This is a genomic window from Rhodococcus sp. 1R11, assembly GCF_004563845.1.
GTDB lineage: Bacteria > Actinomycetota > Actinomycetes > Mycobacteriales > Mycobacteriaceae > Rhodococcoides.
In genome coordinates, this window is record NZ_SPNG01000007.1 from 45,308 (window position 1) to 65,893 (window position 20,586).

Consider the following 20,586-nt stretch of genomic DNA (forward strand, 5'->3'; position numbering starts at 1 on the left):
CAGACCTTATCCCGACACGAAAAAGCCGAGTTCGAGATTATGGACGAAGATCCGGAGAAATCCGTCCATAACCTCGAACTCGGCGGGTAGAGCTAGACGCTGGCTACACCGGGCGCGAGGAAGCGCTGACCGGTGGCGGCCTCGGACGCGCCGCTGCGATCCAGGTACGGAGTGATGCCGCCGTTCCAGAATCCGAAGCCGCCGCCCAGGAGCAGGCAGAGATCGATGTCCTGGGCCGCCGCGACGACGCCTTCGTCGAGCATGATCTTGATCTCGTCCGCGAAGGCGTTACGGGTTCGCTCGAGAACCTGTTCGGCCGTCGACGGTGAATCACCCTGCGGCCACAGTGCGGCCACCTCGGGGTCGACGACCTGGCCCTCGGGTCCGTAGGTCCACACGCCCGGCTTCTTCGCCTCGACGAGCGCACGGAATCCGGCGGAGTCCTTGAATCGCTCCGGGTATGCCTCGGCCAGTGTTTCCGCGGTGTGCAGAGCGACGGCCGGTCCGACGAGCGCCAGCAACGTCAGCGGGCTCATCGGCATGCCGAGTTCGCCCACTGCGCCGTCGGCCACATCGAACGGGGTGCCCTCGTCGATCGCGCTGATGATCTCGTTGGACGCACGAGTGACCAGCCGGTTGAAGACGAATCCGGGGAGATCCGCCGACAGCACGGCAGACTTCTTCAGAGTTTTCGCGGTGGCGAATGCTGTTGCGAGAGTGGCATCGTCGGTCTTCTCACCCTTGACGACCTCGAGCAGCGGAAGAACCGCGACCGGGTTGAAGAAGTGGAAGCCCACCACGCGCTCGGGGTGCTTCAGGTCGGCCGCCATCTTCGTGATCGACAACGACGAGGTGTTGGTCGCGAGAATCGTTTCGGCAGAGACGAATTCTTCGACCTCGGCGAACACCTTCTTCTTGACGTCCAGGTTCTCGAACACGGCCTCGATGACGAAGTCGGTGTTCGCGAATGCGGACTTGTCGATCGATCCGGACACCAACGCCTTCAACCGATTTGCGGCGTCGGGGGACAGGCGCTTCTTGCCGAGCAGCTTGTCGATCTCGCTGTGAACGTAGCCGACACCCTTGTCGATGCGCTCCTGATCGATGTCGGTGAGGATCACCGGCACCTTCAGCTGGCGCACGAACAGCAACGCCAGCTGGCTGGCCATCAGACCGGCACCGACGATGCCGACGCCGGAGATCTTGCGGGCGAGTGACTTGTCGGGCGCACCGGCGGGACGCTTCGCGCGCTTCTGAACCAAGTCGAAGGCGTACAGTCCGGCCCGCAACTCGTCCTTGACCAACAGCGTCGACAGCGCGTCGTCCTCGGCCGCGAAGGCCTTGTCGAGAGACGCGGAATCGGTGATGTCGGTGTTCTTGGCGAGCTCGAGCAGATCGACGGCAGCGACCGGGCCCGGCGCGAAATTGCCGGTCTTGCCGGCCACGATGCCCCTGGCACGGGTGATGGCGTCGTCCCAGGCCTGCCCGCGATCGATCTCGGGACGGTTGGGGACGACCTCGCCCTTGATGACCTGAGCGGCCCACGCGAGGGACTGCTCGAGGAAGTCGGCTCCGCCGAAGAGGGCGTCGGCGATGCCGAGGTCGAGCGCCTGCTGCGGCTTGAGGACGCGGTTCTGGTTCAGTGCGTTCTCGACCACGACGGTGACCGCGTTGGACGCCCCGATGATGTTGGGCAGCAACTGAGTTCCGCCCCATCCCGGTACCAGGCCGAGGAAGGCCTCGGGTAGGCCGAGCGCGGCGGCGTTCTCCGCGACGGTGCGGTAGTGCGAGTGCAGTCCCACTTCGAGGCCACCGCCGAGAGCGGCACCGTTGATGAAGGCGAACGTGGGAACCGTCGACTCGCGTAGGCGGCGGAAGACCTTGTGGCCCAGCTGCCCGATCTGCAGTGCCTCGTCCTTGGTCTTGATGTTCGGCACACCGTTGAGGTCGGCACCGACGGCGAAGATGAACGGCTTGCCGGTGACGGCGATGGCCACCGGGTTCGCTGCGAACGCTTCGTCCAGTGCGGCGTCGAACTTGGCGAGTCCGCCGGGACCGAACGTCGACGGCTTGGTGTGATCGAAGCCGTTGTCGAGGGTCACGAGGGCGATGGAGCCGTCGAGCCCCGGTACGGACACGATCTTGGTGAACGCGTTCGTGACTACCTCGTCCTCGAACGCCGTCGTGATGTCACTCATGCCTTGACTCCTGAGTAATCGGCGTGGTTGGGGTTCTCCCAGATGACGGTGCCGCCCATGCCGAGACCGATGCACATGGTGGTCAGGCCGTAGCGGACGTCGGGTTGCTGGGCGAACTGACGGCTGAGCTGCGTCATCAGGCGAACGCCCGAGGAAGCGAGCGGGTGGCCACACGCGATGGCGCCGCCCCACTGGTTGACACGGGGGTCGTCGTCGACGATGCCGTAGTGCTCGAGGAAGGCGAGAACCTGGATGGCAAAAGCCTCGTTGATCTCGAACAGGCCGATGTCGTCGATGCTCAAACCTGTTCGGCCGAGCAACTTTTCGGTTGCGGGAACCGGGCCGATGCCCATGACGGCGGGATCGACGCCGGCGAAGCTGAAGCCGACCATCCGCATCCCGATGTTGAGGCCGAGCTCGTGCGCGGTGTCCTCACCGGCGAGGATCGCCGCGGTGGCACCGTCGTTGAGGCCTGCGGCGTTGCCCGCGGTGACGCGACCGGCGGGACGGAACGGCGTCTTGAGCTTCGCGAGATCGTCGAGCGAGGTGCCGGGACGAGGCGGCTCGTCCTCGGTGGCCAGGCCCCACCCTGCGGCGGACTTGGTGGCGACGGGAACGAGAGTGTCGGCGATGTAGCCGGCCTTCTTCGCCGCGTCGTACTTGTTCTGGCTGGCGACGGCGTAGGCGTCGGTGCGGTCCTTGGTGATGCTCGGGAACCGGTCGTGCAGGTTCTCGGCGGTGTTACCCATCACCAGTGCACTGGGGTCGACGAGCTTGTCGGCCAGGAAGCGTGGGTTGGGGTCGACACCCTCACCCATCGGATGGCGGCCCATGTGCTCGACTCCGCCGGCGATGACGACGTCGTACTGGCCGAAGCCGATTCCCGATCCGGTGGTGGTCACCGAAGTCATCGCACCCGCGCACATGCGGTCGATCGCAAATCCCGGGACGCTGCGAGGGAGCCCGGCCAGGAGAGCAGAGGTCCGGCCGATGGTCAGGCCCTGATCGCCGGTCTGTGTGGTCGCAGCGATCGCGACCTCGTCGATGCGCTCGGGAGGAAGGTTGGGGTTCTTGCGGAGAAGCTCGCGTATTGCTTTGACGACGAGGTCGTCTGCGCGAGTGTCGGCGTACATGCCCTTGGGGCCTGCTTTGCCGAACGGGGTACGGATGCCGTCGACGAAGACAACATTCCTCTGTGAGCTGGTGGACGGGGGTACAGACACGCTTTTCGATCCTCCCGACAGATGCGGACGACTCGTCCGGGTGCCCGGACGCACCACCCACTGTAGCGGGTATTACCCGTCGGTAACTTGGGAAGGGTGCAGTGCCTTCGTCAGAACCGGCACCACCAGCGAGCGTTGCCACGGCCGCGCCCCACCCTCGGTCAACCGAGCGTCGATCATCTCTCCTGGGTCGACGTCGTCGTCGGGTATCTGCCAATCCCATACGAGTCGCCGAAGTAGATCCGGCATCAGCAGGTTCTCGACCGGTACCGACACCGATTCGCTCAGCTCGGTCATCGCCGCTCGCACATCGGCGAGTCGGGCCGCTGCGTCCGGATCGCGGCGGGCCCATCGGTTGACCGGTGGCGGCCCGTCGAACGATGCCGCCATCGACGGCAATTCCGCGGTGGGCATCGCCCGTGCTCGGGTCAGGGCCGAGGCCCACAACCGGGAGGACCGACGCTGACGGGGGCCGCCGAAGACGGGTAGCTGTTCGAGTTCGCGTGAGGACTTCGGATCGGCCGTCGCCGCGGCGACGATCGCCGAGTCGGGCAGGACCCGGCTGGGCGCGACATCGCGTTTGGCCGCCAATTCGTCTCGGGTGGTCCACAATTCGCGGACGGCCGCCAACGTTCGAGGTGACTTGATCGCATGGATTCCCGATGTCCGACGCCATCTGTCGGTTTTCGGTTTGGGGGGACCGAGGGCGAGGATGTGGGCGAATTCCTGTGCTGCCCAGTCCGTTTTGCCTTGTCGTTCGAGCTCCGCGGCCATTTCGTCGCGAAGCTCGAGCAGAACTTCGACGTCGAGGGCGGCGTAGTTGAGCCAGGTGTCGGGTAGGGGACGGGTGGACCAGTCGGCCGCGCCGTGCCCCTTCTGCAGGGCCAGGCCGAGAGTTCGCTCGACTATCGCACCGAGGCCGACGCGGTCGAATCCTGCCAAGCGGCCGGCGAGTTCGGTGTCGTACAGCGTGGCGGGGACGAGCCCCAGTTCGGCGAGACCGGGCAGGTCCTGGTCCGCGGAGTGCAATACCCATTCGAGCGGGTTGATGACCTCCGCCAGTGGCGCGAGGTCGCCGGTGACGGGAATGGGGTCGAGCAACACGGTGCCCGCGCCCCGGCGGCGGAACTGCACGAGGTACGCACGTTGGGAGTAGCGGAAGCCGGACGCGCGCTCGGCGTCGACGGCGAGGGGCCCGTGGCCTGCGGCAAGTGCCTCTGCGGCTGCACGAACGGCATCGGCGGTGTCGACGACGTCGGGAACCCCGTCAGCGGGGGCCAACAACGGAACGGCGACGGGCTCGTTCGCTTCTGCATCCGACGCGGCGTCCGGGGAACTCTCGGCTGACATGAGATGTGACTCTAGGCCCTGGGGCCGAACGGACCGGCAACTATGTCCGACTGGAACTGCTATGTCCGACTGGAACTGCGTTGACCGAGGGTGGTGATGCCCGCGGGCGGCAGACCCGCGGCATAGGCGAGGACCTCGCAGAACGCCTCGACGTGGGTCGAGAGATCCTCCGACGTCGCCGTCCAGGACGCGCGAAGTTCGAGTTGGTGAGCCTTCGGCGGGCCGGCGATGTCGCCGTACCGTACCGAGCTGGTCGAGGTGACCGTGCCGCCGAGCGCGTTCAATGGTTCCGATCGCGATTCGAGGGCGTCGACCAGCCAACTCCAGCCGACCTCGGAGAGCAGTGGATCGTCGGCGAGGGATTCGTCCACGTCGGCCTGGATGTACGCAACCAGGCGGTGAGTGCCGTTCCAGGCCTCGGCACCGTCGGGGTCGTACAACAGGATCAGACGGCCGAACGCGTCGCCGTCGCTCTGTTCGTCGATCTGTTCGGAGTCGGCGTGCTTGACCTCGGCACCGATCGCGTAGCTGTACGGAGCGAGTCTCTGCGGCGGCCGAATCGGGCCGATTTCGATCGCCGGGTGTACTTGCGCCCGATGCATCGCGTCGATGGCGGCGCGGAAAGGCGCAGGTTCGGCGTCAGATCGGTGCTCGGTCACGTCACCGGACGTTAGACGCGTCACGTTGCCCCGCGACGGAGGCGCGCCGAGCCGTGATCGAACTGCGCCGAGTGTCCGTCGAGCGAAGCGAGTGTCCTGAACTGCGACGAGTGTCTCGCCCTCGAGGGTAGCGGCGGTTGTCGCGCGTGGCAGCATGGAGGGTGATGAACGCCGAATCGCACACCGCAGCCCCCGCCCGACGAGAACTTCCGGAGGCGCCGTTTCTGGCCGCGATCGACGGCCGACCGACGTCGAGGCGGCCGGTGTGGTTCATGCGTCAGGCCGGCAGGTCCCTTCCGGAATACCGCAAGATCCGTGCAGGCATCGGCATGTTGGACTCGTGCTTCCGGCCCGATCTGGTCGCCGAGATCACCCTGCAGCCCGTACGTCGTCACGACGTCGACGCAGCGATTCTCTTCTCCGACATCGTGGTTCCGCTCAAAGCTGCGGGCATCGATCTCGACATCGTCGCCGGTACCGGACCGGTGGTCGCGCATCCGGTGCGTTCGGCTGCGGACGTCGCGGCTCTGCCCGTCCTCACCGCGGACCAGGTGCAGCCGGTGGCCGATGCCGTCCGCATTCTCACTCGTGAGCTGGGAACCACTCCGCTGATCGGATTCGCGGGAGCACCGTTCACTCTGGCGTCGTACCTGGTCGAGGGTGGCCCGAGCCGCAATCACGAGAAGACCAAGGCGCTGATGCGGTCCGATCCGGCCACGTGGCATGCCTTGCTCGACGCATTGGCCTCCACCACGATCACCTTTCTGCAAGCCCAGCTGGCTGCGGGCGTCGACGCCGTTCAGGTGTTCGACTCCTGGGCGGGTGCACTCTCGCTCGCCGATTACCGCGAGTACGTATTGCCGCACTCGACGCGAGTGTTCGACGCCGTGTCCACGGCCGGCGTCCCGAAGATCCACTTCGGGGTCGGCACCGGAGAACTCCTCGGTGCCATGGGCGAGGCCGGTGCCGACGTGGTCGGGGTCGACTGGCGGATTCCGCTCGACGACGCGGTGCACCGGGTGGGCCACGGCAAGGCTCTGCAAGGCAATCTCGATCCCGCAGTGCTGTTTGCGGGCTGGGATGCAGTCGAGGCCGAGGTCCGACGCATTGCCGCCGAGGCGGATCGTGCGATTGCGGCCGGTGCCCGCGGACACGTGTTCAATCTCGGCCACGGCGTGCTTCCCGATACCGATCCCGACATCCTGACTCGGGTCGTCTCGTTGGTGCATTCGTTGTGACCGTCCGGCGTTACGCCGTCGTGGGCGGCGGAATTTCCGGCCTCGTCGCGGCGTACCGCCTGCGGCAGGCGTGCGGGCCCGACGCAGAGATCACCGTGGTCGAGGCATCGTCCCGGGTAGGCGGCACCCTGCGCACCACCTCGGTCGGCGATCAGTCGCTCGATGTCGGTGCCGAGGCGTTCATCGGGCGCCGTCCGGAGGTGCCCGCCCTGCTTGCGGAACTGGGGCTTACCGAACAGCTCGTGCACCCGTCGACGGTGCGACCGCTCGTCTTTTCCGGTGGACGTACTCATCCGCTTCCGGTGGGCACCCTGATGGGTATCCCGTCGTCGGCGGAGTCCGTCCGGGAGCTGGTCGATCCGTCCGAGCTGCACATCATCGACACCGAGACCGAGCGGCCGTTTCGATGGGTCCGGGGCTCCGATGCCAGCGTGGCGGATCTTGTGGGCACGCGTTTCGGGAACCAGGTGGTGAGCCGTTCGGTCGATCCACTGCTCGGCGGGGTCTACTCGGGTTCGGCGAGCTCCATCGGTGTCCGTGCTGCGCTGCCGACGCTGGCCGCTGCGTTGGACAACGGCGCGGCGAACCTGACCGAGGCTGTGCTGACGGCACTCCCGACTCCGTCCCCGGGGCCGGTGTTCGGTGGACTCCGGGACGGCTACGCCGTGCTGCTGGACGCCGTGGTGGCAGCCACCGACGCTCGCATTCTGCGCGAGACGAACGTCGGCGAGATCCGCCGTGAGTCCGGCGGCTGGTTCGTCGATCGGGTAGGTGTGGTCGACGGGGTCGTGCTGGCGGTACCGGCACCGATACTGGCCGATCTCATCGCAGACCTGGCACCGGACGCGTCGCGCGCGGCCCGTGAGATCGAACTGGCGTCGTCGACGGTCGTGGCGATGGCATTTCCGGCGTCGACCGAGCTCCCGCAGAATTCGGGAATTCTGGTGGCCACGGATGCGGGTCTGGACGTGAAGGCGTTCACGCTGTCCAGTCGGAAGTGGCCGCACCTCGCCGAGCGCGATGCGGTATTGCTGCGAGCCTCGCTCGGGCGATTCGGAGACGACACTGCCGCGCAGCGCTCCGACGAGGACACGATCGACGTCGCGCTCGCCGACCTGGCAACGGTCGCGGGTATCGACACTCGGCCGCTGGCAGTGACCGTCCAGCGGTGGCCGGGCGGATTGCCGCAGTACGCTCCCGGGCACCTCGACCGCGTCGCCGCCATCGAATCCGGAGTGTCCGAACTCGCCGGGCTCGCCGTGACCGGAGCGTGGCAGCGCGGCGTCGGGGTACCGGCCTGTATTGCGTCCGCCACCACCGCTGCCGCCCGTCTGGTCGAGGTGGCACGATAGGGGCCATGGCACGCCTCGATTACTCAGCGCTCAATTCGACTCTTCGGTACTTGATGTTCTCGGTCTACAAGGTCACTCCCGGGGTTCTGGGCGACGACCGCGCGGCCGCCGCGAAGGAAGCAAGGGCATTCTTCGAGGGTCGTGAGGACAACGGTGTCGTCGTGCGCGGGGTCTACGACATCGCAGGCATGCGTGCCGATGCCGACTTCATGGTGTGGACGCACGCGGAGCGCATCGAGGACCTGCAGGCGACGTACTCCGACTTCCGGCGCACGACCGCGCTGGGCAAGGCGAGCACGCCGGTATGGAGCAACACCGCTCTGCACCGCCCCGCCGAGTTCAACAAGAGCCACGTGCCTGCGTTCATCGCGGGCGAGGATCCGGGCGCGTACATCTGCGTGTACCCGTTCGTCCGCTCGATCGACTGGTACCTGCTGCCCGACGAGGAGCGTCGGACGATGCTCGCCGATCACGGAAAGGCAGCGCGCGACTACAAGGACGTGCGCGCCAACACCGTCCCGTCGTTCGCGCTCGGTGACTACGAGTGGATCCTGGCTTTCGAGGCCCCCGAACTCGACCGCATCGTGGACCTGATGCGCGATCTGCGTGCCACCGAGGCACGCCGACACGTGCGCGAGGAGACGCCGTTCTTCACCGGGCCTCGGGTCGAGGTGGACGCGCTCGTCGAATCACTACCGTGACGGGGACGGACACACCCCTCGTCGACGCCGTTCTGTTCGACTTCTCCGGCACACTCTTCCGTCTGGAAGAGGAGCCGTCGTGGTTCGACGGTGTGCACGATGCCGACGGCGTTCCGGTCGACGGGGCCGGAGCCGCCGAACTGATGCGCCGCATGACGGCTCCGGTAGGCGAGACTGTCGAGTTCGACGACGCCACCCGACATGCATGGCGCAATCGCGACCTGGACCCGGCTCTACATCGGCAGGCGTATCTGCACGTCCTCGCGCAGTCCGGTGTCACCGTCGAGGCGCAGGCCGAATCGGTCTACGGACGAGTGATCGACGCCGACTCCTGGACGCCCTATCCCGATACGGAAGCGGCACTCTCGACGCTGGCGGCACGGTCGATTCGCGTCGGTGTGCTGAGCAACATCGCCTTCGACATCCGTCCGGCGTTCACTGCCCGGGGGCTTGACCGCTACGTCGACGAATTCGTGCTCTCGTTCGAGGTCGGGCACGTCAAACCACAACCGGAGATCTTCCGACATGCAGTGGCCGCTCTCGGCGTCGAGCCCGCGCGGACACTGATGGTGGGCGACAGCGCCGAGGCCGACGGCGCGGCACAGGAGATCGGATGCAGTTTCGCACTCGTCGATCCGGTGCCGACGGCCGAGCGTTCCGATGCGCTGCTGGCAGCGTTGCGCCAGTTCGGAATTCGATGACCGGAGTGACCGGCGTCCAGCACATGGGCCACTGGGGAATGTTCCGGGCCGACTCGGACGGACGTGACGTCACCGCAATTCATCCTCAGGCGACGGACAGCAATCCTTCCCCGGTGCTCGGCAACCTCGTGGGTTCGGTGACCCATCGGTCCCGCGTCACGTCACCCGCCGTGCGGAGAGGGTGGCTCGAGAACGGTCCCGGCCCCACCGACAGCCGGGGTAGCGACGAGTTCGTCGACGTCTCGTGGGACGAACTCACCGACTTGCTCTCGCGCGAGTTGCGCCGCGTGGTGGACACTTTCGGTAACAGCGCGATCTACGGAGGTTCGTACGGTTGGGCCAGCGCCGGCCGCTTTCATCATGCTCAGAGTCAGGTACACCGCTTCCTGAACTGCATCGGCGGCTACACGCGATCCGTGCACAGCTATTCGCTCGGTGCGACCGGCGTCATCATGCCGCACGTGCTCGGCGCGCACTGGAAGATGTTCTCGCGCTCCACATCCTGGTCCGTGATCGCCGAACACACCGAACTGTTGGTGGCGTTCGGCGGAGTTCCGGTCAAGAACACCGGCATCAACCACGGAGGTACGTCGGATCATCCGACCGTCGGTTCGCTCGACGCGATGCGCGCCCGCGGCGGCCGGATCGTCACCGTCGGCCCATTGCGCAACGACATGGCAGGCGAGGCGCGGTGGATCGCCCCGCGCCCCGGAACCGACGTGGCAATGATGCTGGCTCTGGCATACGTCCTGGCCGACGAAAACCTGCACGACACAGCATTTCTGGAGAAATACTGCGAGGGTTACCCCGAATTCGAGCGCTACCTTCTCGGTGTCTCGGACGGTATTCCCAAGACCCCGCAATGGGCTTCGGGCATCTGCGGTATCGAGCCCTCGATCATCGCGGACCTCGCCCAGGAGATGGCGTCGAAACGCACGATGGTCACCGTCACGTGGTCCCTGCAACGGACGCAGCACGGTGAACAGGCCCCGTGGATGGGAATAACGCTGGCAGCCATGCTGGGCCAGATCGGTGTTCCCGGTGGGGGATTCGGACACGGGTACGGTTCGATGAACGAGCCCGGCCTCGCTCCTGTGCCCTATCCGCTGCCGACACTGCCGCAGGGAATCAACCCGGTGGCCGATCTGATTCCGGTGGCAGCCGTCTCGGACATGCTGCTCAAACCCGGGCACGAATTCGACTACGACGGTAGACGTTTGGTCTATCCCGACATCAAAGTGGTCTATTGGGCGGGCGGCAACCCGTTTCATCACCACCAAGATCTCGGACGATTGCGCCGGGCACTCGGCAGGCCCGATACCGTCGTCGTCCACGATCCTTATTGGACGCCGATGGCCAAGCACGCAGACGTCGTCGTCCCGTCGACCACATCGCTGGAACGGTCGGATCTGAGCTGCACACGCAACGATCCACTGCTCGTGGCCATGGCACCGGCCGCCCAGCGATTCGCCGATTCGCGCGACGATTACGACACTTTTGCCGAACTCGCAGTGAAACTCGGTGTGGGGCAGCAGTTCACCGAGGGGCGCACGTCACAGCAATGGCTCGAGCACATGTACGGGCAGTGGCGTGAGTACCTGCGGGCCGACGGCGTGCAGACCCCGGAATTCGACGACTTCACGCGTGCGGGTTCGTTCCGGATGAAGACCGAGGACGAGTTGACGTTTTTGCAGGACTTCCGCCAGGACCCGATCGGCAATGCGCTGCGGACACCGAGCGGCAAGATCGAGATCTTCTCGGCGACGGTCGCGGGGTTCGATTACGAGGATTGCCGCGGGCACCCGATGTGGTTCGAGCCGCAGGAATGGCTCGGCGGGTCGCGGGCCGAGCAGTTTCCTCTGCACTTGATCGCCAACCAGCCGCGCACCAGGCTGCACAGTCAGCTCGATCACGGTGCGGTGAGCCGGAACTCGAAGGTTCAGGGCCGAGAGCCGATACGAATGCATCCGTCTGCGGCGGAGGCCAGGGGAGTGTCGGACGGCGATGTGGTGCGAGTGTTCAACGACCGCGGTTCGTGCCTGGCGGGGGTGGTCGTCGACGACGGGATGCTGGAATCGGTGGTGCAGTTGTCGACCGGTGCCTGGTACGACCCGCTGGACCGGGCCGATCCAGGGTCGATGTGCGTACACGGCAGCGTGAACGTTCTCACCGCCGACGTCGGATCGTCGTCGCTCTCGCGAGGGTGCACCGGGCAACATGTGCTGGTGGAGATCGAACGCTACGACGCGCCGCTGCCGCCGATCACTGCGTTCGATCCACCGGTGACGAGATCGGTCAGAACACCACCCGCGAGATGATCTCGGCAACCAAGGCCGGCTTGTCCTCGCCTTCGATTTCGAGCGTCGCGGTCGTCACGATCTGCAGCGCCCCGCCCGACGCGTCCTCGACAGAGGTGAGGGTGGTCCGCAACCGGACATGGGACCCGACCTTGACCGGGTTGATGAAGCGAACCTTGTTGGAGCCGTAGTTGATTCCGAGTTTGGTGTTCTCGATCGTGTAGATCTGCCAGTTGAGCATCGACACCAGGGACAGGCTCAGGAATCCATGTGCGATCGGCGCGCCGAACGGGCTTTCTTTCTTCGCTCGTTCGACGTCGACGTGGATCCACTGGTGGTCGCCGGTGGCGTCGGCGAAGGTGTTCACCCGTTCCTGGGTGATCTGGAGCCAGTCGCTGGTTCCGAGTTCTTCGCCGACGGCCGCCTTGATCTGCTCTGGTGAGGTGAAAGTGCGCATGCTCACAGTATGCACCGTTCCAATAGGGCGCTCGGAAGCGATCGTGTGGGCGCGAACGATGACCGGCTCGAGTTTCGACCTGTCGAATTCAGGCTGTGTAGCGCGGAGCGAAGGGAAAGGCTCCTATCAGATTGTCTTGAATTTCTTTCAGATTCGGGACAGGTCGATATTCCTGCCGTACCAGCGCGATTCGATCGTGATCTCGCGCAAGGTCCGACGGATACTGGACAGCTTCTCGGTCGAAAGCAGAGTAGTAATCGTCGAATTTGTATCCGTTGCCGCCTATGTCTTGCGGCAGCTTAATCCATGCGTTGGGGATGCCGTACGAGTCTGCGACGATCAAGCCGTGCAGACTCGTGGACATCACGAAGTCGCATGCAGTGATGTCGGCGATGACCTTCGCCGGCTTTCTGGACGGGTCGATCAACGTGACGCTCTTGTCTCGCGCAAGCGAGCGCACAACGGGATCCTTCTTGTGCACCCAGTGGTAGACGAGGCCGATCCGGCCGGGTACACGTGGGGAGCGTGCATAGACTTTGTTCGCCAGCAGCCCGGGGTCCCCGACCGCGACCTCGCGATCGGACTCGATGCGACCCAGTGACAGATGTCCGCGAACCGCGTAGAAGTCGAAATCGGGGTAGCTGAAGCGCTCTCCGTTGCCATTGCCACTGATCATGAATCCGGAGCCCCAGACCTTGAGGCCCTGTCGGGCCTGCATCAGCTGGACCATTTCCAGAGTGGACCCTGCCCCGATCATGTCGCTGCGCTTCGCGCGACGCCAGGAACACTTCTGCCCGAACAGTGATCCGACCAGTCCCGGCGTCAATTCATCACCGAAATTGGGTGTGACGCCGGTGATCTTCACCTGGCGCCACCAGAAGGTCTTGATCGACGTGGCCACAATCCAAAAGCTACCCTAACGATCGGGTCAACCAAAGGTAATCTTTGGAGTTCGCGGCTCGGTTCCGACGCATCCTCAGCTCGGGTTCGCCGAGTGCGCGGCGATCCCCAGGATATCCGGACCGATCAGGATGCAGGCTTGAGCACCAGTGAGATCGAGTTGATGCAGTACCGCTGGTCGGTCGGGGTGGGGTAGCCCTCGCCCTCGAAGACGTGGCCGAGGTGGCTGTGGCAGTTGCGGCAGACGACCTCGACGCGGCGCATACCGAGCGTGGTGTCCTCTTTCAGGATGACGGCGTCGCTGTCGGCCGGGTCGAAGAACGACGGCCATCCGCAGTGGGATTCGAACTTCTCGGTGCTGCGGAACAGTTCGGCTCCGCAGGCGCGGCACTCGTAGATGCCTTCGGTGGTGGTATCGGTGTATTCGCCGACGCCCGGGCGCTCGGTACCGGCCTGACGCAGAACCGCGTACTCCTCGGGGGTCAGCTTCTCCCGCCACTGCGCGTCGGTGAGCTGGACGGCCGGAGCGGCATTGTTGTCTGTTGCTGAACTCATGCTCACACGCTAATACGATTTGCCGGGTTATGCCGTTTTCGCTGGTGACGCGGCCGGCAACAGGTAGCTGGGCTCGATTCCCTCGTCGAGGCGTCCCTCGGTTCTTGCTGCGAAGTAGCGTCCGACGAGCACTCCGAAGATCACGACGATCAGCAGCGCCCAACCGAAGGTGGTGCGGAGATAGTCGAGGGCACGTCCGGTTTCGACCCACCGTCCGGACAACCAACGGTCGGCGTTCATGAACCCGTAGGTAGCGAGCCAGGCCGGCCAGTTCCGTAGCAGCGAGTTTCTCAGCACGACTGTCATGAGCAACGGGAACAGCATCATCGAGTAGTACATCTGGCCCAGTGAGCCCAGCAGCCAGTGCGCGGTGAGGATGAGGCCGGAGGTGGTGGCGAAGAAGAACAGTCGATCTTCTCGGCAGTACCGGTAGAGCAGCCACAGCGAGACCAACACCATGATGCCCAGCACGGCGCGGATAGCGAGGGTCAGGAACTCGGGCACTCCGTAGTAACGGCCGTTGCCGACGACAGCGCTGTTGAAGTAGTCACGCGTCTGCAGCAGGTACGGCAACGTTCGATCGATGAAATTCATGGGATCGACCGACAACGGCCAGGCGATGGCCATCATCACCACCGGGATGGCGATCGAGGTGATGAATACCTTCCACTGTCTCGTCATCAGCGGGAGCAGCAGCAGTGGTGCGAGCATCGGCTTGATCGCCAGGGTCAAGCCCATCGCGACACCGGCGGACAAATCCTTGCGCTGCAACAGGAAACCGAGAAACGCCACCTCGCCGAGGAGCACGAAGCCGTTGAAGTTGGTGAACACCAGTGTGTTCGTCACCGTCTCGCTGACGAAGGCAGCGAGAAGGAGGGCGGGTGCAGCCACCGAGTCCAGTCGGAAGCCGAAGATACGCAGCAGGATGTACAGCGCGACGAGGATGGCGACGGTGCTGGCGATGATGAACAGCCAGCGTGAGCGCTCCGGGTCGATGATGGCGATAGGGGAGAGCAGCATCGTCGCGCTCGGCTGGTACAGGTAATGAGGATCGACCGAATCGAAGTTCGCCGTGTAGACCGGCTGCCGGTTGAGGAACGCGAGAGCAGCGTTGTACACCGGGTTGAAGTCGTTGGTGACATCGCCGTTGACAGCCCTGATCACCACCCGATGCACGACGGTCATGATGGCGATCGGCCAGAGCGCGTACTTGATTACTTCGGCGGTGGTCCGCCCGGTACGCGGCTCCAGAAAGCTAAGTGACACCTGCGAACGGTACCCGAGACGGCCGGTGCGCCCGTTCAGGACACCCCGCGGGGCCCGTGTCTTTCGGGACCCCCGAAGGAGTCGAGTCAGGCCGGGCAGACGGTGCCGTCGGTCGGAAGCGTCGTGTCTCGGGCGTAGGTGACGGCAGCACTCTGCAGGCACTGCGAGCCACCGATGCTCGGATGTCCGCTGCCCTGCCAGGCGGCCGACGCGACGGCGGCACCCGTCGCACCGATCAGGCCGGTGACGGAGGACAGGCCGCCGTTGCCGACGATCGGGTCTCCGGCGTTGGACAGAATCAGGACCGGAACGTCCAGCGAGGTGGGCAGTGGGATTGAGGGAGCCGTCGGCCAGGACGAGCAGAGCATTGCCGTCAGGGCAGCGTCGGTTCCGTAGATCGGGTAGCGGTCCGTCCACCCCGGTGCCAGGTCGCGGACGCCCTGCGGAGAAGGCCACTGCTGGCCGTCCGTGCAGCGGGCGACGAACTGCCCATCGGTGCTGTACGCCGCCCGGCCTCGCTCGGCGAGTGCGGCGAGCGCCGTCGTGTCGGAGGCGGCGGCAGCGGAGAGTGTCGAGGACAGGTCTCGTGCCCGTGTGGACGCATCCCCTGCGGTCGAGGCCAGGGCAAAGGTGATCGCGTCGAGGATTTCGTGAGTGGACAGCGGTGCGAATTCTCCGCCGGCGGCCCGCTTCATCAACTGTTCCACTGCGTCCGTCGGGTCACTTCCGAGCGAGCAGTTCAGCGCGACGCAACGCTGCGCGAAGGCAGCGAACGCAGCTTCCTTGCCCTGAGTTCGCTGCTCGGCAAGCGTTGTCTGGTCGGCGTTGACGCCCGTCGGCGAATCCAGGATCAGACGCGCGACGTTGTCGGGGAACTTCGCGGCGTAGGCCATGGCGGTGAGAGAACCGTTCCCCGCTCCGATCAGGCCGATCCGGTCCACGCCCCACAACTGTCGAAGCCGATCGAGATCGTCCGCGGCGTACCCGGTGCCGAAGGCGAGCTCCTGCGGCTGCAGAGTGTCGGTGCATTCGATCGTGGCGTCTCGCCCGGCGTCGACCGCGCGGTCGACGGAGTCCGAGTCGGATCTGGTGAACTGTCCCAGGGTATCGACGGCAGCCTTGGTAGGCGTCTGGGGGGTGTCATCGATGCAGTCCACGGCCGTCGAGCGTCCGATGCCGCGGCGATCCACGGCAACGATCGGATGCGCCTCGAGCAGCGTGGCGAGTGGGCCGGCGGCCATCGTGGCCAAGGTTGCAATGGACGAACGATCCGAACCGGACGTGAAGACCAGGGGCCCGGCATCCGCGGGTGTCCGGTCGAGCTTGGCCCGCAGCGCCCCGACGGCGAAGGTGCCGAACATCTGACCGCTGGCGTCGACATCGGCCTCGTACTCACCACATTCGAGGGTCAGGCCCGGCGTGGTGGCGGCGAGCCCGAACAGCCCGAGGGTGGCCGAGGTGCACTCGGACCAGTCGAGGTCGGTGGTCGGAACGGCCAGTGCAGCCGGTGCAGGCGGGGCCTCGGGCGACGACTCAGCGGGCTGACCTGGCGAGCGCTGCTCCACCGCCACATCGGGACGGATCGACGGGCCGCCTCCACAGGCTGCGCAGACCGTGGCGACGAGGAGTACTGCGGCGAGCAACGAACGTTTCTGCGTCACGGTGCGAGGCTATCTACTTTTGCTTCGCTGCCGCGCCCGCGTCTCTTGTCACGGGCCGCACCCAGCGGGTCAACAGCGTGCCGTCGGTGTCGCCGAGCACGAGTGCGCGCTGCATGGAGGTATCGGCGGCGTGTGCGGCATGGGCGATGCGGCCGGCAGGCCCACTGATCAGCTTCGGTGAGATCGTCAGGCACACGTCGTCCGCTGCCTCGTCGGACACCAGCTGACCGAACAGTCCTGGTCCGCCCTCGCACAGAACTCGACCGAACCCGAGCTGGGACAGGGACTCGAGAATGTCGGTGGTCGACACCGATTCGCCGGATACCTCGAGCACCGTCGCCCCGGCCGTCCGGAGTTCGCCTACCGCCGAGCGGTCCGCCGCGGCGGACGTGAGCACGACCGGCATCACCGCTGTGTCCGTCAGTAGGCGAGACCGCGCATCGATGGAGCCGGAGGCGGTGACGACGACGATGGTCGGCACCGGTTCCTGACCGTTCGCCTGCCGGCGAGCGATGACATCTGGAGACAGGGCGACCCCGCCGTAGTTCTCTCCGCGCACGGTGCCGGCGCCGACGAGCACCGCATCGCACAGCTCTCGCAGGATGCCGAACAACCGTGTGTCTGCCGGGGTGCCCAATCCGGCCGAGGCACCGTCGGAGGTGACGGACCCGTCGATACTGGAGACGAAGTTGGTGCGGATCCACGGTCGGCCCACATCGGTCGGGTAGGCATACAGGGAACGCAGACCGTCGTCGTCCACGTCCGTTCCGACGGCGGGGAGCGCTGCTGCGGCCTGCTCCGATGTGAAGTAGGTCCCAATATCGAGAAGCTGCATGAGTCACATGAGACCACGTCGTTACGCTCGATCAATGCCCGCACGCCTTGTCGACCGAAATCCCGTGGTCCCCTCCGATCAGCTGATCGCGCAGATGGTTCCGCCGGCGATGTTCGACGACGTCAGCTTCTCCTCGTACATTCCCGATCCCAAGGAGCCGACGCAGGCCGCTGCGGTCGCGAAAGCCGAGGAATTCGCGAACAAGGTGCAGAAGATTCGCGGCAAGGGCAAGCGCGGATTGTTCGGTAAGAAGACCCAGGCCACCGGTGCGGGGCTCTACCTCGACGGCGGCTTCGGCGTCGGTAAGACCCACTTGCTGGCCTCGATCTATCACAGCGTCCCCGAACCGAAGGCGTTCGGCACGTTCGTGGAGTTGACGCACGTCGTCGGTGCATTGGGCTTCAACAAGGCTCTCGAAGAGCTCTCGAACCACAGTGTTCTGTGCATCGACGAGTTCGAGCTCGACGATCCGGGCGACACGATGTTGGTCTCGCGACTGCTGTCCGAGCTGTCGCAGCGTGGGGTGTCCATCGTCGCGACGTCGAACACCCTGCCCGGCCAGCTCGGCGAAGGCCGCTTCGCGGCCGAGGACTTCCTACGGGAGATCAAGAAGCTCGGTTCGATCTTCGAGTCCGTCCGCGTCGACGGTCCCGATTACCGGCACCGCGATCTGCCGCCGGCCCCGGAGCCGACGTCGGAGGCCGAGCTCATCGAGCGTGCCGACGGTATCGAGGGCGCGACCCTGGACGACTTCGACGACCTGCTGGCGCACCTGAGCACGCTGCACCCGTCGCGCTACGGCAAATTGCTGGACGGAATTCCCGCGGTGTTCCTGAAGAACGTGCACCCGGCCTCCGATCAGGCAATCGCTTTGCGACTGGTCGTCCTCGCCGACCGCCTGTACGACGCGGGCATCCCGGTGACGGCCTCAGGTGGCAAGCTCGACGAGATCTTCACCGAGGAGATGCTCGCGGGTGGTTACCGGAAGAAGTACCTCCGTGCGACGTCCCGTCTGCTCGCGCTGTCTCGTTTCGCTGCCGTCGGCTGACCTGCTTCGGTCGCGGCAGGCTCAGAGCTGCACCTGCATGACGTAGTCGTCGTGGGTCCGGTCGCCGACGACGAACGTCTTGGTGCCGGCAATCTCGAATCCGTGCTTGGCGTAGAACTTCTGGGCGCGGACGTTCTGTTGGTTGACGCCCAGCCACGCCCCTCGGCAGCCGTGCCGACGCGCACTGTCCAGCGCCGACGTCATCAGGCGTGCTGCGACTCCGCCGCCGTGTTCGGTGGGTCGTACGTACAGCTTGCTGATCTCTACCGTCGGCTCGTGGGACAGCGCCGAGCGAATGCCGGAGTCTGCGGGAGTGCCGAACACCAGCATCGCGTATCCGAGAACCTGTGCCTCGGCCGATTCGTCGACCAGAACGGTCCTGTGCGGGTCGACGATGTAAGTCTCGAAGTGATCGGCCGACAACACGTTCGAGATGAAGTTCTCGATATCGCCGGGTTGCGTTCCCGGCGGGCAGGCCAACGGGAAGGTCAGTGCGGCCAGGTCGGCGACTCGCTGTGCATCCGACAAGTCCGCCTCACGGACGGTCACAGCTGATCGACGGCGTTCTTGGCGTCCCGCAACGGCAGGCCGGTTCGATCGCGCAGCAGTTTGATCGCCGCAATCGCTTTGCCTTCGGATTTGAGTGCCGTCAGCCGGGGGAGAAGGTCGTCCCATCGCACGGGACCCGAACTCGCTGCATCGAGAATGGTCGACGGTGGAGGGAACGGTGCTCCACGTTGCATCGTCTCGATTGCGTTCTTGGCATCGAGCAATCCGGCACCGGTCCGATCACGGAAGACCTTGATGGCCTGAATCTTCTTGTTGGCGGCCAACAATTGATGAATTTCTGCTCGTGCACCGTCGTCCAGTCCTACCAGCTTCAGGCTCTGGGACGTGGCACGCGATCTGTCCGGCTTCCGACGCGCGAGGAACCAGGCCGCGAGCACCGCGGTATCGACGAGGACCAGCGCAACGATGAACCATCCCCAGGTCGGCATAACGTCAGTACACCACTTCAGCGTGACGGGTCGAAGAGCGGGACGACGCCCGACCGATCGGCGGGCGGCGATTCGAACAGTGAGACAGCAGCATCGAGAGTCCGCTGCGCCGCGTCGTACTTCACCGGTGCGAGATCGTGGCCTGCGCCGTCGATGTCGATCAGCAGTGTGGGAGCGGGAACCAGAGCGAACGCCGCCTCGAGTTCTTCGGTGGTAGCGAACGGATCCTTGGTGCCGTGCAGCACGACAGTGGGGGTACGTAAGTCGGGCAGATGGTGGGTTCGAAGCTTGTCGGGCTTTCCCGGTGGGTGCAGGGGATAGGACGTCAGCACGAGACCGTCCACTAGTCCCGGCTGCTCCGACGCGATCATCGATCCCTGCCTGCCGCCGTACGAATGCCCACCGAAGACGACGAACCCGTCGGTTTCCGCACGCAGTCGATCGATGGCCGCGGCGATCCCCATCCGGTCCTCCTCGGAACGGGAGGGATGCGGAGGACCCTTGGCCTTGCGGACTCGGAACGGGAGGTCGAACCGCAACACCGTGAATCCGGCCGTGGCCCAGACCGACGCAATGTTCTGTAGGAGCACCGAACCGCAGTTGCCGCCCGCACCGTGAGTGAGAGCAAGGCCTCCGCGCGTCGGGATCGGCGGCGTGTGAAGAAACGCGACGCCCCCGCCGAGTTCGATGTCGGCGGGGGCGTCGGGAACGTCGTGTTCAGCCATCGGTCGAGGAGGCTACCTTGTCGGAGTCACTCGGCTGGTCTACCTCGTTGCGGTTGTTCTGATCGTCGGCGTCGACGAGTTCCCCGTCGCCGTCCACCATGTCGGCGAAGGCGGTACCCGCGACGGTGCCGTTGGTTCCCGGAAGAGCGACAGTGGGCCGAGCGCCGGGTCGGTATCGGTCGTCGAGTCCCTCGACCGATTTCTTTGCTTCCTCGAGTGTGGCGTCGTCGACCTGAGGCTCTTCGCTGTCGGTCGTATTACCGGTGGTTTCGGTGTCGCCGGCACCGTCGCTGGAGGCCGCGTCGGTGGGTGTTTCGTCCGTGGGTGCGCTGCGAGCATCGTCCGACACGTGAGTGTCCTTCCATCGAAGTGTGTGCGTCGTCTCCACTGTGCACTTCTATGGCGTGAATCACCACCGAGAC

At 65.4% G+C, this 20,586-nt stretch carries 20 protein-coding genes; 6 read left to right on the forward strand and 14 right to left on the reverse strand.

Going from position 1 to position 20,586, the window contains the following annotated elements; all coding sequences use genetic code 11:
* Positions 1-92: 92 nt before the first annotated feature.
* The 4 genes from E4P29_RS13980 to E4P29_RS13995 all read right to left on the reverse strand — a co-directional run bounded on the left by E4P29_RS13980 (position 93) and on the right by E4P29_RS13995 (position 5,430).
* Positions 93-2,198, reverse strand: a complete 2,106-nt coding sequence (locus tag E4P29_RS13980) for a 3-hydroxyacyl-CoA dehydrogenase NAD-binding domain-containing protein (RefSeq protein WP_135045542.1) — start codon at positions 2,196-2,198, stop codon at positions 93-95.
* Positions 2,195-3,421, reverse strand: a complete 1,227-nt coding sequence (locus tag E4P29_RS13985) for a thiolase family protein (protein ID WP_135045544.1) — start codon at positions 3,419-3,421, stop codon at positions 2,195-2,197. The genes E4P29_RS13980 and E4P29_RS13985 overlap by 4 nt, the downstream gene beginning before the upstream one ends.
* 72 nt (positions 3,422-3,493) lie before the next feature.
* The gene (locus tag E4P29_RS13990; protein WP_135045546.1) at positions 3,494-4,771 is read right to left on the reverse strand and encodes a ribonuclease D; all 1,278 of its coding nucleotides are present in this window, start codon (positions 4,769-4,771) and stop codon (positions 3,494-3,496) included.
* Between the two features lie 59 nt (positions 4,772-4,830).
* Positions 4,831-5,430: a DUF3000 domain-containing protein gene (locus tag E4P29_RS13995; RefSeq protein WP_245154323.1), complete on the reverse strand. Its 600-nt coding sequence runs from the start codon at positions 5,428-5,430 to the stop codon at positions 4,831-4,833.
* Positions 5,431-5,594: 164 nt separating this feature from the next.
* Between E4P29_RS13995 and hemE the strand changes: the two genes are divergently transcribed.
* Genes hemE through E4P29_RS14020 form a run of 5 tightly spaced genes read left to right on the forward strand, consistent with a single transcriptional unit; the run spans position 5,595 to position 11,740 of the window.
* The gene (gene hemE / locus E4P29_RS14000) at positions 5,595-6,668 is read left to right on the forward strand and encodes a uroporphyrinogen decarboxylase (protein WP_135045550.1); all 1,074 of its coding nucleotides are present in this window, start codon (positions 5,595-5,597) and stop codon (positions 6,666-6,668) included.
* Positions 6,665-8,020: a protoporphyrinogen oxidase gene (locus tag E4P29_RS14005; RefSeq protein WP_135045552.1), complete on the forward strand. Its 1,356-nt coding sequence runs from the start codon at positions 6,665-6,667 to the stop codon at positions 8,018-8,020. Before hemE ends, E4P29_RS14005 begins: the two co-directional genes overlap by 4 nt.
* Positions 8,021-8,025: 5 nt before the next feature.
* Positions 8,026-8,721 (forward strand): hydrogen peroxide-dependent heme synthase, encoded by a 696-nt coding sequence (gene hemQ, locus E4P29_RS14010; protein WP_135045554.1) that lies wholly within the window; start codon positions 8,026-8,028, stop codon positions 8,719-8,721.
* Entirely contained in the window at positions 8,718-9,422 is a 705-nt protein-coding gene (locus tag E4P29_RS14015) for an HAD family hydrolase (RefSeq protein WP_135045556.1), read from the forward strand. Before hemQ ends, E4P29_RS14015 begins: the two co-directional genes overlap by 4 nt.
* Entirely contained in the window at positions 9,419-11,740 is a 2,322-nt protein-coding gene (locus E4P29_RS14020; RefSeq protein ID WP_245154324.1) for a molybdopterin-dependent oxidoreductase, read from the forward strand. Before E4P29_RS14015 ends, E4P29_RS14020 begins: the two co-directional genes overlap by 4 nt.
* Here E4P29_RS14020 and E4P29_RS14025 read toward each other — a convergent pair.
* From E4P29_RS14025 to E4P29_RS14050, 6 genes are all read right to left on the reverse strand, one after another.
* Entirely contained in the window at positions 11,718-12,176 is a 459-nt protein-coding gene (locus E4P29_RS14025; RefSeq protein WP_027496923.1) for a MaoC family dehydratase, read from the reverse strand. The two genes, E4P29_RS14020 and E4P29_RS14025, sit on opposite strands and share 23 nt — an antisense overlap.
* Before the next feature lie 88 nt (positions 12,177-12,264).
* Positions 12,265-13,077, reverse strand: a complete 813-nt coding sequence (locus E4P29_RS14030; RefSeq protein WP_135045558.1) for a polysaccharide pyruvyl transferase family protein — start codon at positions 13,075-13,077, stop codon at positions 12,265-12,267.
* A gap of 125 nt (positions 13,078-13,202) precedes the next feature.
* Positions 13,203-13,631: a peptide-methionine (R)-S-oxide reductase MsrB gene (gene msrB / locus E4P29_RS14035; protein WP_027496925.1), complete on the reverse strand. Its 429-nt coding sequence runs from the start codon at positions 13,629-13,631 to the stop codon at positions 13,203-13,205.
* Positions 13,632-13,658: 27 nt separating this feature from the next.
* Complete coding sequence (locus tag E4P29_RS14040) at positions 13,659-14,897, reverse strand: glycosyltransferase family 87 protein (RefSeq protein WP_135045560.1); 1,239 nt, start codon at positions 14,895-14,897, stop codon at positions 13,659-13,661.
* Positions 14,898-14,983: 86 nt separating this feature from the next.
* On the reverse strand, positions 14,984-16,558 hold the full coding sequence (locus E4P29_RS14045) for an alpha/beta fold hydrolase (RefSeq protein WP_135045562.1): 1,575 nt from the start codon (positions 16,556-16,558) through the stop codon (positions 14,984-14,986).
* Between the two features lie 13 nt (positions 16,559-16,571).
* Positions 16,572-17,393 (reverse strand): pyrimidine reductase family protein, encoded by an 822-nt coding sequence (locus tag E4P29_RS14050; RefSeq protein WP_135045564.1) that lies wholly within the window; start codon positions 17,391-17,393, stop codon positions 16,572-16,574.
* A gap of 34 nt (positions 17,394-17,427) precedes the next feature.
* On the opposite strand from E4P29_RS14050, the gene zapE reads away from it, so the two are divergent.
* Positions 17,428-18,441 (forward strand): cell division protein ZapE, encoded by a 1,014-nt coding sequence (gene zapE / locus E4P29_RS14055; RefSeq protein WP_135045566.1) that lies wholly within the window; start codon positions 17,428-17,430, stop codon positions 18,439-18,441.
* Positions 18,442-18,462: 21 nt separating this feature from the next.
* Here the strand turns inward: zapE and E4P29_RS14060 are convergent, their stop codons facing one another.
* From E4P29_RS14060 to E4P29_RS14075, 4 genes are read right to left on the reverse strand one after another with little or no spacing between them, the layout of a single operon-like run.
* The gene (locus tag E4P29_RS14060; RefSeq protein WP_245154325.1) at positions 18,463-18,990 is read right to left on the reverse strand and encodes a GNAT family N-acetyltransferase; all 528 of its coding nucleotides are present in this window, start codon (positions 18,988-18,990) and stop codon (positions 18,463-18,465) included.
* Positions 18,987-19,439 carry a hypothetical protein gene (locus E4P29_RS26360; RefSeq protein WP_245154326.1) on the reverse strand — a complete coding sequence of 151 codons (453 nt, stop codon included), beginning with the start codon at positions 19,437-19,439 and terminating at the stop codon, positions 18,987-18,989. The genes E4P29_RS14060 and E4P29_RS26360 overlap by 4 nt, the downstream gene beginning before the upstream one ends.
* 17 nt (positions 19,440-19,456) lie before the next feature.
* Positions 19,457-20,164: an alpha/beta family hydrolase gene (locus E4P29_RS14070; protein WP_135045570.1), complete on the reverse strand. Its 708-nt coding sequence runs from the start codon at positions 20,162-20,164 to the stop codon at positions 19,457-19,459.
* Positions 20,157-20,513, reverse strand: coding sequence for a hypothetical protein (locus tag E4P29_RS14075; protein ID WP_135045572.1), 357 nt, complete (start codon positions 20,511-20,513; stop codon positions 20,157-20,159). The genes E4P29_RS14070 and E4P29_RS14075 overlap by 8 nt, the downstream gene beginning before the upstream one ends.
* Positions 20,514-20,586: the final 73 nt, after the last annotated feature.

Excerpts from the sequence above, each read along its gene's own strand:
- E4P29_RS13980 (WP_135045542.1), bottom strand. The coding sequence starts at position 2,198 with ATGAGTGACATCACGACGGCGTTCGAGGACGAGGTAGTCACGAACGCG.
- E4P29_RS13990 (WP_135045546.1), bottom strand. The coding sequence starts at position 4,771 with ATGTCAGCCGAGAGTTCCCCGGACGCCGCGTCGGATGCAGAAGCGAAC.
- hemE (WP_135045550.1), top strand. The coding sequence starts at position 5,595 with ATGAACGCCGAATCGCACACCGCAGCCCCCGCCCGACGAGAACTTCCG.
- hemQ (WP_135045554.1), top strand. The coding sequence starts at position 8,026 with ATGGCACGCCTCGATTACTCAGCGCTCAATTCGACTCTTCGGTACTTG.
- E4P29_RS14020 (WP_245154324.1), top strand. The coding sequence starts at position 9,419 with ATGACCGGAGTGACCGGCGTCCAGCACATGGGCCACTGGGGAATGTTC.
- E4P29_RS14025 (WP_027496923.1), bottom strand. The coding sequence starts at position 12,176 with ATGCGCACTTTCACCTCACCAGAGCAGATCAAGGCGGCCGTCGGCGAA.
- msrB (WP_027496925.1), bottom strand. The coding sequence starts at position 13,631 with ATGAGTTCAGCAACAGACAACAATGCCGCTCCGGCCGTCCAGCTCACC.
- E4P29_RS14050 (WP_135045564.1), bottom strand. The coding sequence starts at position 17,393 with ATGCAGCTTCTCGATATTGGGACCTACTTCACATCGGAGCAGGCCGCA.
- zapE (WP_135045566.1), top strand. The coding sequence starts at position 17,428 with ATGCCCGCACGCCTTGTCGACCGAAATCCCGTGGTCCCCTCCGATCAG.
- E4P29_RS26360 (WP_245154326.1), bottom strand. The coding sequence starts at position 19,439 with ATGCCGACCTGGGGATGGTTCATCGTTGCGCTGGTCCTCGTCGATACC.
- E4P29_RS14070 (WP_135045570.1), bottom strand. The coding sequence starts at position 20,164 with ATGGCTGAACACGACGTTCCCGACGCCCCCGCCGACATCGAACTCGGC.